This is a genomic window from Winogradskyella marina, from assembly GCF_015645385.1.
Taxonomy (GTDB): domain Bacteria; phylum Bacteroidota; class Bacteroidia; order Flavobacteriales; family Flavobacteriaceae; genus Winogradskyella; species Winogradskyella marina.
In genome coordinates this window covers 61349-75400 of record NZ_JADOET010000001.1, presented here as the reverse complement: position 1 = coordinate 75400, position 14052 = coordinate 61349, and the positions used below count along the sequence as shown (strand labels likewise).

Genomic DNA, 14052 nt, shown 5'->3' with positions numbered 1-14052 from the left:
TCTGGATAGTCTGATTTACAACACGTTTATTTCGTATTTTTGTAGGGCTATTAATCAATATTTGTAAAAATGAAAAAGTTACTACTTAGTGTAGCTATTCTTGTTGGAGCAACTCTTATTTTATCACAAGACAATTCAGATGAATTGAAAAATGTTAATAATAATGATGTTGCGAGTGTACAGGTAGAGCTACCAACAGATCTTAAAAAATAAGATAAAATAATTAGGTGAAATTTACCTTTTATTTAAAAAGATAAAATCGATAATAATTCGGTTTTATCTTTTTTTTGCTTCAATAGGCGTTAATTCCAACCTAATCATTCCTTATAATTAAACGCAATCCTTATTTTTGCACCACCAATACTAATAAATTGTACCATGAGCAATTCGGTGAGTAAAAGATATGCGCAAAGAGGTGTTTCTGCTTCAAAAGAAGACGTCCATAATGCTATTAAAAATATAGATAAAGGGTTGTTCCCTAGAGCGTTCTGTAAGATAGTTCCAGATTATTTAACTAATGATAACGACTATTGTCTAATAATGCATGCTGATGGAGCAGGGACAAAATCATCATTGGCTTATATGTACTGGAAAGAAACTGGAGATATCTCAGTTTGGAAAGGTATTGCTCAAGACGCATTAATAATGAATATTGACGATTTGCTTTGTGTTGGTGCAACAGATAATATAATGCTATCTTCAACCATAGGAAGAAATAAAAACTTAATTCCTGGAGACGTCATTTCTGCAATTATCAATGGAACAGAAGATTTAATTCAAGATTTAAAATCATTTGGTGTAACTATTCACTCAACTGGTGGAGAAACAGCAGATGTTGGAGATTTGGTGAGAACGATTATTGTAGATTCTACAGTGACAGCGCGCATGAAGCGTTCAGATGTTATTGATAATGCTAATATAGTAGCAGGTGATGTTATTGTTGGTTTAGAATCTTTTGGACAAGCCTCTTACGAAACCGAATATAATGGTGGTATGGGAAGCAATGGTTTAACATCTGCTAGGCACGATGTGTTTTCAAAGTATTTAGCCGAAAAATACCCTGAAAGTTATGATGCTGCTGTTCCTGAAGATTTAGTCTATTCCGGACAAACAAAATTAACAGACAGTGTTGAAAATGCTCCAATAGATGCCGGAAAGTTAGTGTTGTCGCCAACAAGAACCTACGCTCCAATTATAAAAGCGATTTTAAACACTTACAATAGTGATTCTGTTCATGGTATGGTACACTGTAGTGGTGGTGCACAAACTAAGATCCTTCATTTTATTGATGAGCTGCATATTGTTAAAGATAATATGTTCGAAGTTCCACCGTTATTTAAACTCATTCAAGAGCAATCTAAAACAGATTGGAAAGAAATGTATCAAGTATTTAACTGTGGTCATAGAATGGAGTTGTATGTAAAACCTGAGATAGCAAAAGCTATCATTGAGATTTCAAAATCGTTTAATGTCGATGCTAAAATAATAGGTCGAGTAGAAGCCTCCGATAAAAAACAACTTACCATTTCTAGTGAATACGGAACATTTACATATTAATTTTATTTAAGCATGAAAATTTATTCTTGGTTTGTCTTTGGTGTATTTATCTTATGTTCTAGCGTGCTTTTTGCTCAGCCAGATTCTTTATACTTTCAAAAGAAAAAAAATGAACCTGTTCAGTTGGGTTGGAGAACAAAAAAAGAAGTTGGCTTAAACCTTAATCAAGTTTCTTTTACCAATTGGAATTCTGGTGGTGCTAATTCTATTTCGGGTATTGTAACAGGTAAAGCTGAAGCAAAATATAAACAAAAAAAATGGTATTGGAATTCGAACTTCAATATACGTTATGGTTTAAATAAACAAGAGGAATTAAATATTAGAAAAACAGAGGATGTTATTGAGGTGATTTCTAATGTTGGATTAGAAATTGACCCGAAAAGTAATTGGTTTTATTCTGCAAAATTTAGTTTTAATTCACAGTTAGCTAAAGGGTATAGTTATCCTAATAGAGATGATGCCATTTCAAAATTTATGGCGCCTGGTTATATGTTTTTTGGTGTAGGAATGGAGTATGGACGATTTATTGAGCGTTTATCATTCTACGCGTCTCCATTTACGTTAAAAACAACCTTTGTATTAGATGATGATTTGGCTAATAAAGGGGCTTTTGGTGTAGATCCAGCTATATATGATTTGGAAGGCAACATTCTTAGAGATGGAAAAAAAGTAAGACAAGAATTGGGGATTTTATTTACCAATCAGTACGAAGAAGAAGTTTTTGAGAATATAAAAATTACTAGCCTTTTGCGTCTGTATACCGATTATATTAATAGTTTTGGGAATATAGATTTAGAGTGGGAATTAAACTTAGATATGAAAGTTAATAAATTTGTAAAAGCAACTTTAGGGTCGCACCTCAGGTATGACGATGATATCAAAGTAGAAGTAGAAACAAACGAGGTTACCAATGAAGAAAATGTTATTGTTGGTGCAAAATTGCAATGGAAGCAGATATTAGGTGTTGGTGTTGTTGTGGATTTGGATAACATTATCAGATCCAATAGATCATCTTAATTTAAACGTGTTACAAGCATCCTGTGCTTAAGTATTTGTAATCTTCCAATTCAGTAAGCTTATTAATCTTTTTAGTAGTACCATTTTTAAGTAAATAAATAGTGTCAGATGCCTCAATGATATGTTGATACATATGATCTGAAATAATGATAGCTTTCTCTTTTTTTTCGTCTTCAATAAGTTGTTTTACAGTCTCAATGTGTAGCGGTGATAAATGTGAAAATGGTTCGTCCAAAAACACGATTTCGCTTTTGGTTTTTAAAACAATATACGTTTCAATAATTCGGCGTTCTCCACCAGATAAATCATTGAATTTAGAACTTTTGTAGATAGAAAAGGCTTCAAAACCCTGAATAAAAGTTTTCCAATCGAGGCCATGTAATGTAAAAACAAAAGACAACTTCATTTCACCTGGAATAAAATTGTATTGTGGTAAATACATCACAATTCCTGTTGTGTGTAAAGGCTTTAAAAGTGGTTTTCCATCTAATCTAACAAGCATATACTTCGGTTTTAGATTTCCAAAGGCAATATTGAGTAAACAAGTTTTTCCACAGCCGTTTCTACCTAATATAGCTGTAACTTTTCCTGTTTCAGCTTTAAGGTAAATACCATTTAAAATACGTTTGTTTTTAAAGTAAAGTTCTACATTGTCTAATTCAAATATCATGTTATTATCAAGTGAATTCTTTAAGTATCGTAATAAAAATAATGGTAAAGATACAGTCTACTATAAATACAACAGAAAAAAGCTTAAGCGTAGAAATTCCTAAATTCTTGTAAAAAGTTAATTTTCTTTTATTATTAGTTTCGCTGACATAATACCATGCAAAAACCGTAAGAAATAATTTGGTTATTAAGGCTGGCGCGATAACTGGATTAAAAAAACCGATAATAGCATTAGCAATAAAAGACCAAACCACAAACTGTTTGTAAAAAGTGAGTATAGCTAGGAAACGATACATACTTATAATAACGTTAGTTATGTTCAATTTATTTTTAACAGAATAGGAAAACTCAAATATTTTAGAAAATAGAACCACGCAACAGGTCATAAGATGTATGGTGAATAAGATTAGTTGTTAATTGGTTAAATAAAAATCACAAATTTAATCAGTGTGTTATACTTGGGGCTTAATTCTATATTCTAACAGCGAAGCGGTCTAATATCTTAAATTTATCGTATTTTTGAACTTCAATTTTTGAAGAGAGATGTTAGAGAAAATACAGATTATAAAACAACGCTTCGATGAGGTAAACGACCTTATCATTCAACCAGATATCATATCAGATCAGCAACGCTATACAAAGCTGATGAAGGAATATAAAGACCTTAAGCTTATTGTAGATAAAGGGGAAGTTTATAGAGAAGCACTTGATAATGTTTCTGAAGCCGAAGAAATCATTGCAGATGGTTCTGATGATGAAATGGTAGAAATGGCCAAAATGCAGCTTGAAGAAGCTAAAGAAGCAATTGAAAAACTAGAAGAGGAAATTCGCTTTATGTTGATTCCTAAGGATCCAGACGATGCTAAAAATGTTGTCGTTGAAGTACGTGCAGGAACAGGTGGAGATGAAGCTAGTATTTTTGCAGGTGACTTATACAGAATGTATTCTAAATATTGTAGTGATAAAGGATGGAAAGTCGATGTCGTAAGTCAGAGTGACGGAACATCTGGTGGTTTTAAAGAAATTATTTTCGAAGTTTCTGGCGAAGATGTTTATGGCACACTAAAGTTTGAAGCTGGTGTTCACCGTGTACAACGTGTACCGCAAACCGAAACGCAAGGTCGTGTGCATACAAGTGCTGCAACGGTTATGGTATTGCCAGAAGCAGAAGAGATTGATTTTGAACTCGATATGACCGAAGTGCGTATTGAGCGTACAACATCAACAGGTCCTGGAGGTCAGTCGGTAAATACAACCTATTCTGCAATTAAATTGCATCACGAGCCAACTGGCATGATTGTAAGTTGCCAAGATCAAAAGTCGTCACACAAAAACTTAGAAAAAGCATTGAAGGTTTTACGTTCGCGTTTGTATGAAAGAGAACTAGAAAAACAACGAGAAGAAGATTCTGCTAAACGTAAAAGTATGGTAAGTTCTGGTGATAGAAGTGCTAAAATTAGAACTTATAACTATGCGCAAGGACGTGTAACAGATCACAGAATTGGATTAACACTTTATGATTTATCGAACATCATAAATGGTGATATTCAAAAAATAATAGACGAATTAATGTTGGCTGAAAACACAGAGCTGTTGAAGGCTAATGATGATGTAATTTAAATTGAAGCCTCGTTTTTGAGGCTTTTTTTATAATATGACAACACAACAACTCATTACCCAAATCCACAAAAAGAAATCCTTCCTTTGTATAGGATTAGACGTCGATTTAACTAAAATACCAAAGCATTTATTAAAAGAAGACGATCCAATATTTGCTTTTAATAAAGCTATAATTGATGCCACACATCATCTTTGTGTGGCTTACAAACCCAATACAGCGTTTTACGAAGCTTACGGCATTAAGGGCTGGCAAGCTTTAGAAAAAACCATCAAGTATCTCAATAAAAACCATCCTGAAATTTATACGATTGCAGATGCCAAACGCGGAGATATAGGCAATACAAGTACCATGTATGCCAAAGCATTTTTTGAAGATTTGGGGTTTGATAGTGTAACTGTAGCACCGTATATGGGGAAGGATTCAGTAGAGCCTTTTTTAGCCTTCAAAGACAAGCATACGATCCTTTTAGCCTTAACATCTAACCAAGGAGCTTTCGATTTTCAAACAAAAGAGATAGATGGGGTAGAGTTATACAAGCAAGTGTTAGAGACCTCTAAATCTTGGGAAAATTCTGAAAACTTAATGTATGTGGTTGGTGCCACCAAAGCTGAGTTTTTAGGAGATATTCGTAAAATTATTCCAGATAGCTTTTTGTTAGTGCCTGGTGTTGGTGCACAAGGAGGAAATCTTCAAGAGGTTTGTAAATATGGTATGAATGATGCTGTCGGATTATTAATTAATTCGTCGCGAGGGATTATTTATGCTTCACAAGATGAAAATTTCGCTGAAGCTGCTGCTAAAAAAGCTGAAGAATTACAGTTGCAGATGGCTTTTGAATTGTAGACCATCATTAACTAAAAGGATAGCTGCGTAAATTGTCCCCTTGAGGATTACTGAAAAACAAAAAGTTTTTGTTTTTCAAGTACCTAGCGTAGCTCTTAGGGGTGTTCTTGAAATAGCTTTTTAAGGTGCCTGATTTTATAATTTTCGATAAAGCTCTATGAACTACAAAGACCAACTCAAAAGAGATATCCAACTCAAAAACACACCCAAACGCATCATCTCGTTAGTACCATCGCAAACCGAGTTGTTAGTTGATTTAGGTTTGGAAGCTTCAATCGTTGGTGTCACAAAATTCTGTGTGCACCCAAAACATATGCGACTATCTAAAGCGGTTGTTGGAGGTACAAAGCAAATCCATATTGAAAAAATAAAAGCCCTTTATCCAGATATTATTCTATGCAATAAAGAGGAAAATACAAAGGAAATGATTTCGGAATTGGAACATATAGTTCCAGTTCATATCAGTGATATTTATAACCTCGAAGATTGTTTTGAATTAATTTCCATGTATGGGGAAATTTTTAATATTACAAGAACAACGTCAACGTTAGTAGCAAATATTAAATTACAACGCGAAGCATTTCAAGTTCAACTTCAAAACAAAGACAGGTTAAAAGTGGCTTATTTCATTTGGAAAAACCCTTGGATGGTTGCAGCTTCAAACAACTTTATAGATGTTATGATCAAAGAAGCTGGGTTTGTAAATGTTTTTGAAGATGAAACACGCTATCCTGAAATCGACTTAAATAATTCAAAATTAAAAGACGCAGATTTTATATTTCTGTCTAGTGAACCTTTTCCATTTAAGGAGGATCACATTATAGAATTTCAAAAGGAGTTTCCAGAAAAAACCATTAAAATTGTGGATGGTGAGTTGTTTTCTTGGTATGGTAGTCGGTTGTTACTGTCGTATTCGTATTTTCAAACCCTTCACGATAAGACATAAAAAAGTCGATACCTAACTACAAATACCGACTTCAAAACTAACTAATCTATAATCTAACTAACTCATTCTTTTGCAAGGCAAAGATGGTAAGTTTACGCGTTTTGAAGGTTATGCTAATGTTAGGATATAATTAAGTATGAATTAATTAAGTTGGCTTGATTTGAGTTTCCGAGTTATTGACTACGAATCCTAATTTATTAATTTTATGAAGTACTTTTGTGGCTTGGTATTCAGAAAAATCACTTAAAGCATGATCGGTTTGTCTTAAATTGTAAGCATCTTCAATAAGTTGAATGTACTTTTTCTTAAGCTTTATCCGTCTTTTTAATAATTTACCTCTATAGTTCACAACTAAATTTTAATAAATACCTTAGTAAATTACTAAAATTTAGCTAGAATTATTGTTTTTTATTAAAAAAATTAGAAAATTAATTGAAGACTTGTCATTTAGTCTTGTAGGGCAAATACCTTCTTTAGTAAATCTGATCCACGAGAAGAAACCTTCGTTCTAATTTCTTTTTCTTCAACGGCAATCATGGTATACACACCTTTTAAAGCTTCTTGGGTAACGTAATCCGTTAAATCCGGATTTACATTATTTGTTAATGGAATATTGTTGTATTTAGTTATTAGATTAGACCATATTTGATCGGCACCAACTTTACTAAACGAATTATTAATAACAGGCTTAAACTTGCTGTAAAGTTCCGTTTCAGTTTTTGATGTCAAATATGATGTTGCTGCATTATCTTCTCCTAATAGAATGTTTTTAGCATCATCAAAAGTGATGTCTTTTACAGCATTTACAAAAATTGGAGTTGCTTCAGAAACCGCATCTTCAGCAGCTCGGTTCAATACTTTTAACCCTTCGTCAGCTAAACTACTTAATCCAATTTTACGCAGTGCACTATCTACTTTTTGTAATTCTTCTGGTAAAAGGATTTTTACCAATTCATTTTTAAAGAAACCATCTTCAGCTGTTAATTTAGTTACTTGTTTCTCAATTCCTGTGTCTAAGGCTTCTCTTAAACCTGCAGCAATATCAGCATTTCCTATTACACCACCTGCGCCTTGTGGTAAAGAGTCTACAACCTGCTGTAATTCAGCACATGCTGTTAAATTGAAAATAACGAATAGGGCAAAAATTCTTTTAATCATAATTAAAGTCTTATTTTTTTTGTAAAGATAATTTATAAAGCCAATACCATTTCAAATTTTAGTCTATAAATTAATAAAATGTATTACTCAGCGTAATTGTTACTTAATTAATAGACACCAATTAATACAATTAGTCACATTCAATTTATGAGAAAATAATAGTCTTATTATTGTACACCATAACTTTTCTATTCGCATGTAGTTTAATCGCATTAGACAATACAATTTTTTCCAAATCACGACCCTTTGCTATCAAATCTTTTATGGAATACGTATGTGATACATGTGCAATATCTTGTTCTATAATCGGTCCTGCATCCAATTCTTCAGTTATATAATGACTTGTAGATCCAATAATTTTTACACCGCGTTTGTAAGCAGAATGATAAGGTTTTGCACCAACAAAAGCAGGTAAAAACGAATGGTGAATATTAATAATTTTGTTCGGATATTTATCAATTAACGTTTTAGATACAATTTGCATATAACGTGCTAAAACAATAAAATCAATAGCGTGTTTTTCTAATAGTTCTAATTGTTTCTGTTCGGCCTCACGCTTCGTCGCTTTTGTTACTGGAACATGATAAAACGGAATATTAAAGCTATCTGCAATCGGTTTTAAATCGAGATGATTACTTAATATAAAAGGAATTTCTAAAAACAATTCACCAGAATTATAACGTCCTAAAATATCATATAAACAGTGGTCGTATTTAGACACAAATAAAGCCATTTTAGGTTTTCTCTCAGCAGAATACATGCGCCACTTAAGTTTATATTTTTCTACTAAGGTGCTTTTGAATAGCTCCTTAAATTTATCAAGAGAAAAAATACCAGATGAAAACTCACATGCCAATCGCATAAAAAAGATATTCTGTTCTCTATCAACATGCTGATCAATATAAACAATATTACCATCGTTTGAAGCCATAAAACTCGTTACCGAAGCAATAATATTCGGTTGATCTGCGCAATGGATAAGTAGTGTAATTTTATGCATAAATCTAATCTTGAATGAATTGATAAAATTAATTAAAATTGAAAGCATTACCGACTTTCTGTAAGTTTTAGATATTTTTCGATTGATGCCCTAAATTTTTGAATATTCCGTAAATTTGTCACTCAAATTAGCAAGATTTTTACGAATGGAACAAGTTGCACCTTATAACCCAAAACATAAAGTACGAATAGTAACAGCTGCATCACTCTTTGATGGACATGATGCTGCCATAAATATTATGCGTCGTATTATCCAATCTACAGGAGTGGAAGTGATTCATTTGGGTCACGATCGCAGTGTAGAAGAAGTGGTTAATACAGCCATACAAGAAGATGCAAATGCTATTGCATTAACCTCTTATCAAGGTGGACATAACGAGTATTTTAAATACATGTATGATTTGCTAAAGGAAAAAGGAGCAGAACATATCAAAATTTTTGGAGGTGGAGGAGGAGTGATTCTTCCAGAAGAAATTAAAGAATTAATGGATTATGGAATTACCAGAATCTATTCTCCAGATGATGGAAGAGCACTTGGTTTACAAGGCATGATTAACGATTTGGTACAACAATCTGATTTTGCCATCGGAGATAAATTAAACGATGAAGGTAAAACGCTTCATGAAAAAAATCCGAAGTCTATAGCAAGAGTAATTTCTTCGGCAGAAAATTACCCAGATGTTGCTAAAGATACTTTAGAAGCCATTCACGAAAAAAATAAATCATCAAAAACACCAGTGCTTGGCATAACAGGAACAGGTGGAGCCGGAAAATCCTCTTTAGTTGATGAGTTAGTACGTCGTTTTTTAATTGATTTTCCTGAGAAAACAGTTGGATTAGTGTCTGTAGATCCTTCAAAACGAAAAACAGGTGGTGCACTTTTAGGAGATAGAATTCGTATGAATGCAATTAATTCACCACGCGTTTATATGCGAAGTTTGGCAACACGTCAATCTAATTTAGCATTATCTAAATACGTCAATGAAGCTGTTGAGGTTTTAAAAGCGGCCGAATATGATTTAATTATTTTGGAAACATCTGGGATCGGTCAATCAGATACCGAAATTATAGAACATTCAGATGTGTCGCTTTACGTAATGACACCAGAATTTGGTGCTGCCACACAACTTGAAAAAATTGATATGCTCGATTTTGCAGACTTAGTTGCCATCAATAAGTTTGACAAACGAGGAGCGCTCGATGCACTTCGTGATGTGAAAAAGCAGTATATGCGAAATCATAATATGTGGTACGCAGATCCTAATACAATGCCAGTTTTCGGAACTATTGCATCGCAATTTAATGATCCTGGAATGAATACGCTTTATAAAGCGGTTATGGATAAAATGGCAGAGAAAACAGAAACAGATTTAAACTCAACTTTTGAAATATCAAAAGAAATGAGTGAGAGGATTTTTGTTATTCCACCATCAAGAACGCGTTATTTATCCGAAATAGCAGAGAACAATAGAGCTTACGATAAAACAGCAAATGAGCAAGTTGAAGTTGCTCAGAAATTATATGGCATATATAAAACCATTTGTTCGGTTGGAAATGTCACCATGAGCACAGTAGAAAAATCATTTATTGGAAAATTAGGACTAAATGAAGAGGAAATTCTCAGTCAAGTTGAAGACGAAAGTTCAAAAGACTTTTTAGGACTTTTAATTAAAGAATTCGACCGTGTAAAACTCAACTTAGATCCATACAATTGGGAAATAATTACGGGTTGGGATGAAAAGGTCAATCGTTATAAAGATCCAATTTATACTTTCAAAGTAAGAGATAAAGAAATTAAAATAGAAACGCACACCGAGTCGCTTTCACATACTCAAATTCCTAAAGTAGCTTTACCTAAATACCAAGCTTGGGGAGATATTTTAAGATGGTGTTTACAAGAAAATGTACCAGGAGAATTTCCTTATGCTTCAGGTTTGTATCCTTTTAAAAGAACAGGAGAAGATCCTGCAAGAATGTTTGCAGGCGAAGGTGGACCAGAACGTACCAACAGACGTTTTCATTATGTAAGTGAAGGTTTACCAGCAAAACGATTATCAACGGCTTTTGATAGTGTAACGCTTTACGGAAATGATCCGGATTTACGTCCAGATATTTATGGTAAAATAGGAAATGCAGGTGTTTCTATTTGTTGTTTGGATGATGCCAAAAAATTGTATTCTGGTTTCGATTTAGCACATGTAATGACGTCGGTTAGTATGACGATTAATGGTCCTGCTCCAATGTTATTAGGCTTTTTTATGAATGCTGCTATTGACCAACAATGTGAGCTTTATATTAAAGAAAATGGATTAGAAAAAGATGTAGAAAAGAAAATTGCGGCAATTTATAAAGGAAAAGAGCGTCCGCAATACAACGGAAAACTTCCTGAAGGAAATAATGGCTTAGGCTTAATGCTTTTAGGTGTTACAGGCGATCAAGTTTTGCCTGCAGATGTATATGCCGAGATCAAAAAGAACACTATTGCTCAGGTTAGAGGAACGGTTCAAGCTGATATTTTAAAAGAAGATCAGGCGCAAAACACCTGTATTTTCTCAACAGAATTTGCATTGCGTTTAATGGGAGATGTTCAAGAGTATTTTATTGAAAATAATGTGCGTAATTTTTATTCGGTTTCTATTTCTGGATATCACATTGCTGAAGCTGGAGCTAATCCTATAACACAGTTAGCATTAACATTATCTAACGGATTTACTTATGTGGAATACTATCTTTCAAGAGGAATGGATATCAATAAATTTGGACCAAATTTATCGTTCTTCTTTTCAAACGGAATAGATCCAGAATACGCAGTTATTGGTCGTGTAGCTCGTAAGATTTGGTCTAAAGCCATGAAGCACAAATATGGAGCAAATCCTAGAGCACAAATGTTGAAATATCATATTCAAACCTCTGGACGTAGTTTGCATGCTCAGGAAATTGATTTTAATGATATCAGAACCACACTTCAGGCTTTATATGCTATTTATGATAATTGTAACTCATTGCATACTAATGCTTATGACGAAGCGATTACAACACCAACAGAAGAGTCAGTTCGCAGAGCCATGGCCATTCAGTTGATTATTAATAAGGAATTAGGATTAGCTAAGAATGAAAACCCAATTCAAGGGTCTTTTATTATTGAAGAGTTAACCGATTTAGTTGAAGAAGCTGTATTGTTAGAATTCGACCGTATCACAGAACGAGGTGGAGTGCTTGGCGCAATGGAAACCATGTACCAACGTAGTAAAATTCAAGAGGAAAGCTTGTATTATGAAACTTTGAAGCATAATGGGCAATTTCCAATTATAGGTGTAAATACGTTTTTAAGTAGTAAAGGTTCGCCTACGGTTCAACCAGCAGAAGTAATAAGAGCAACCGAAGAAGAAAAGAAATTCCAGATAAACACCTTAGAGAAGTTGCATGAGGCTTATGATTCGGAAGACATATTAAAAGAATTGCAAAGCAAAGCCATTAATAATGAAAATATTTTTGAAGCATTAATGGAAGTTTGTAAAGTGTGTTCGTTAGGTCAGATCACATCAGCATTGTTTGAAGTTGGAGGTCAGTATCGCCGCAATATGTAAGCAGAGAACCACGTTTTGCTTTTTGCAAAATGTGAGTGAATCGCTTATCCCAAATTAGCTTTGGGATCTCAGAGAACCACGTTTTGCTTTTCGCAAAATGTGTGTGAATCGCTTATCCCAAATTGGTTTTGGGATCTCAGAGAACCACGTTTTGCTTTTCGCAAAATGTGAGTGAATCGCTTATCCCAAATTGGCTTTGGGATCTCAGAGAACCACGTTTTGCTTTTCGCAAAATGTGAGTGAATCGCTTATCCCAAATTGGTTTTGGGATCTCAGAAAACCACGTTTTGCTTTTTGCAAAACAAGCAACCTAAAAATATATAATTTAAAAGCGTTTCGTTTATCGAAACGCTTTTTTTACATTCAATAAAAGTTTTACCAATGCATCATACTTTTAAAGCCCAAGTCAATTGGACAATCAACGAAGGAGAAAGCACTAAGAATCCCAGAAGGTTCAGTAGAAACCATAAAGTAACAAAAGGGAATAAAGTTTCCGATTTACAAGTTTCAGCAGCAAAACCGTTTCGAGGTGATGATACATTATTTAATCCTGAAGATTTATTGTTATCAGCTTTAATATCGTGCCATATGATGTCATATTTATATGTTTGTGCACAGCATCAAATTGAAGTTTTGAGTTATACAGATACGTCAGAAGGCGATTTAGTAGTCGAAGCAAATGGCAGTGGTAGTTTTAAAATGGTAAGATTAAAACCTATAGTCACCATAAAAGATGGAAGCCAAAAAGATTTAGCTTTAAGTCTTCACAATAAGGCCAATGAACTCTGTTTTATTGCCAATTCTTGTAATTTTCCTATCTATCATGACGCTACTATTGTGGTAGAATAATTCCACTTAAAAAAAATAATCACATTTTTTGCATCTTTTCAACAATCTCATCGTCTATTAGATGAACAATAAAACGTAATATCATGAAAAATAAAGATTGTACTTGCGACTGTGAAGGTTGCAAAAAAGGAAATTGCAATAATTGTACCTGTGAAAATTGCACTTGTACTAACTGTAATTGTTAAATCATTAAATCAGTTCGGATACAAATTTTGGTATTCGAGCTGATTCTTATTACCTTTAAGTATGACCACAAAACAGGTTTGGAATAGTTATGCAGATGATTTAAAACGCTTTATTTTAAGTAAAGTGAAACAGGCTTCTATTGCTGAAGATATTTTGCAAGAAACGTTTATAAAAGTCCATACTAAATTACATACACTTAATGATGACAGTAAGTTAAAGTCTTGGCTGTTTTCCGTAGCGAGATATACGGTTTTAGACTATTTTAGAACAACGAAACAAGCGTTACCAGTTGAAGATTTAGAAGTCGCAACTACACCGACTACACACGCACATTCCGAACACGATTGCCTTAGAGGCATTATAAAAAGCTTGCCTAAAAAATACAGAGACCCATTGTTTTTGTCTGATATAAAAGGGATGAAGCAACAAGAGATTGCCAATCAATTACACTTACCTTTAGCTACGGTTAAATCTCAAATTCAACGTGCAAGAAAACAAATAGCACAAGGCTTTATGGACTGTTGTGGCTTTAAAATGAATGATGAAGGTCATTTAGTTGGCGAAATTCAAGATAAAGCAGACTGTAAAGTTTGTCAATAATAGTATCTTTGAAAATTAAA

General features: G+C 33.5%; 13 protein-coding genes. 9 read left to right on the top strand and 4 right to left on the bottom strand.

The window, feature by feature from the left end:
• The first annotated feature begins 69 nt into the window (after positions 1-69).
• The 3 genes from ITJ86_RS00370 to ITJ86_RS00360 all read left to right on the top strand — a co-directional run bounded on the left by ITJ86_RS00370 (position 70) and on the right by ITJ86_RS00360 (position 2574).
• A complete protein-coding gene (locus ITJ86_RS00370; protein WP_195869617.1) occupies positions 70-213 on the top strand; it encodes a hypothetical protein in 144 nt (47 codons plus the stop codon).
• A 165-nt stretch (positions 214-378) separates the two neighbouring features.
• Positions 379-1557, top strand: a complete 1179-nt coding sequence (locus tag ITJ86_RS00365; RefSeq protein WP_195869616.1) for an AIR synthase related protein — start codon at positions 379-381, stop codon at positions 1555-1557.
• A 12-nt stretch (positions 1558-1569) separates the two neighbouring features.
• Complete coding sequence (locus tag ITJ86_RS00360) at positions 1570-2574, top strand: DUF3078 domain-containing protein (RefSeq protein ID WP_195869615.1); 1005 nt, start codon at positions 1570-1572, stop codon at positions 2572-2574.
• Positions 2575-2584: 10 nt separating this feature from the next.
• Here the strand turns inward: ITJ86_RS00360 and ITJ86_RS00355 are convergent, their stop codons facing one another.
• On the bottom strand, positions 2585-3244 hold the full coding sequence (locus tag ITJ86_RS00355) for an ATP-binding cassette domain-containing protein (protein ID WP_195869614.1): 660 nt from the start codon (positions 3242-3244) through the stop codon (positions 2585-2587).
• Between the two features lie 542 nt (positions 3245-3786).
• Between ITJ86_RS00355 and prfA the strand changes: the two genes are divergently transcribed.
• The 3 genes from prfA to ITJ86_RS00340 all read left to right on the top strand — a co-directional run bounded on the left by prfA (position 3787) and on the right by ITJ86_RS00340 (position 6653).
• Positions 3787-4863 (top strand): peptide chain release factor 1, encoded by a 1077-nt coding sequence (gene prfA, locus ITJ86_RS00350; protein ID WP_195869613.1) that lies wholly within the window; start codon positions 3787-3789, stop codon positions 4861-4863.
• A gap of 34 nt (positions 4864-4897) precedes the next feature.
• Positions 4898-5707 (top strand): orotidine-5'-phosphate decarboxylase, encoded by an 810-nt coding sequence (gene pyrF, locus ITJ86_RS00345; RefSeq protein ID WP_195869612.1) that lies wholly within the window; start codon positions 4898-4900, stop codon positions 5705-5707.
• Between the two features lie 157 nt (positions 5708-5864).
• Positions 5865-6653, top strand: coding sequence for an ABC transporter substrate-binding protein (locus ITJ86_RS00340; RefSeq protein WP_195869611.1), 789 nt, complete (start codon positions 5865-5867; stop codon positions 6651-6653).
• Positions 6654-6798: 145 nt separating this feature from the next.
• On the opposite strand, the gene ITJ86_RS17290 is transcribed toward ITJ86_RS00340, so the two are convergent.
• The 3 genes from ITJ86_RS17290 to purU form a co-directional block, all read right to left on the bottom strand.
• A complete protein-coding gene (locus ITJ86_RS17290; RefSeq protein ID WP_195869610.1) occupies positions 6799-7002 on the bottom strand; it encodes a Lacal_2735 family protein in 204 nt (67 codons plus the stop codon).
• Between the two features lie 98 nt (positions 7003-7100).
• Entirely contained in the window at positions 7101-7811 is a 711-nt protein-coding gene (locus tag ITJ86_RS00330) for a DUF4197 domain-containing protein (protein WP_195869609.1), read from the bottom strand.
• 145 nt (positions 7812-7956) lie between these two features.
• Positions 7957-8811, bottom strand: coding sequence for a formyltetrahydrofolate deformylase (gene purU / locus ITJ86_RS00325; RefSeq protein WP_195869608.1), 855 nt, complete (start codon positions 8809-8811; stop codon positions 7957-7959).
• Positions 8812-8956: 145 nt separating this feature from the next.
• Here purU and ITJ86_RS00320 point away from each other — a divergent pair, with 145 nt between their 5' ends.
• The 3 genes from ITJ86_RS00320 (at position 8957) to ITJ86_RS00310 (ending at position 14032) form a co-directional block, all read left to right on the top strand.
• Entirely contained in the window at positions 8957-12397 is a 3441-nt protein-coding gene (locus tag ITJ86_RS00320; RefSeq protein ID WP_195869607.1) for a methylmalonyl-CoA mutase family protein, read from the top strand.
• 381 nt (positions 12398-12778) lie between these two features.
• Positions 12779-13246, top strand: a complete 468-nt coding sequence (locus ITJ86_RS00315) for an OsmC family protein (protein WP_195869606.1) — start codon at positions 12779-12781, stop codon at positions 13244-13246.
• A 246-nt stretch (positions 13247-13492) separates the two neighbouring features.
• Positions 13493-14032 carry a sigma-70 family RNA polymerase sigma factor gene (locus ITJ86_RS00310; protein WP_195869605.1) on the top strand — a complete coding sequence of 180 codons (540 nt, stop codon included), beginning with the start codon at positions 13493-13495 and terminating at the stop codon, positions 14030-14032.
• Positions 14033-14052: the final 20 nt, after the last annotated feature.

What these genes read in the sequence shown, in the direction of transcription:
- pyrF (WP_195869612.1), top strand. Translation starts at nt 4,898, where the DNA reads ATGACAACACAACAACTCATTACCCAAATCCACAAAAAGAAATCCTTC.
- ITJ86_RS00365 (WP_195869616.1), top strand. Translation starts at nt 379, where the DNA reads ATGAGCAATTCGGTGAGTAAAAGATATGCGCAAAGAGGTGTTTCTGCT.
- purU (WP_195869608.1), bottom strand. Translation starts at nt 8,811, where the DNA reads ATGCATAAAATTACACTACTTATCCATTGCGCAGATCAACCGAATATT.
- ITJ86_RS00330 (WP_195869609.1), bottom strand. Translation starts at nt 7,811, where the DNA reads ATGATTAAAAGAATTTTTGCCCTATTCGTTATTTTCAATTTAACAGCA.
- ITJ86_RS00355 (WP_195869614.1), bottom strand. Translation starts at nt 3,244, where the DNA reads ATGATATTTGAATTAGACAATGTAGAACTTTACTTTAAAAACAAACGT.
- ITJ86_RS00315 (WP_195869606.1), top strand. Translation starts at nt 12,779, where the DNA reads ATGCATCATACTTTTAAAGCCCAAGTCAATTGGACAATCAACGAAGGA.
- ITJ86_RS00340 (WP_195869611.1), top strand. Translation starts at nt 5,865, where the DNA reads ATGAACTACAAAGACCAACTCAAAAGAGATATCCAACTCAAAAACACA.
- ITJ86_RS00320 (WP_195869607.1), top strand. Translation starts at nt 8,957, where the DNA reads ATGGAACAAGTTGCACCTTATAACCCAAAACATAAAGTACGAATAGTA.
- ITJ86_RS00370 (WP_195869617.1), top strand. Translation starts at nt 70, where the DNA reads ATGAAAAAGTTACTACTTAGTGTAGCTATTCTTGTTGGAGCAACTCTT.
- prfA (WP_195869613.1), top strand. Translation starts at nt 3,787, where the DNA reads ATGTTAGAGAAAATACAGATTATAAAACAACGCTTCGATGAGGTAAAC.
- ITJ86_RS00360 (WP_195869615.1), top strand. Translation starts at nt 1,570, where the DNA reads ATGAAAATTTATTCTTGGTTTGTCTTTGGTGTATTTATCTTATGTTCT.
- ITJ86_RS00310 (WP_195869605.1), top strand. Translation starts at nt 13,493, where the DNA reads ATGACCACAAAACAGGTTTGGAATAGTTATGCAGATGATTTAAAACGC.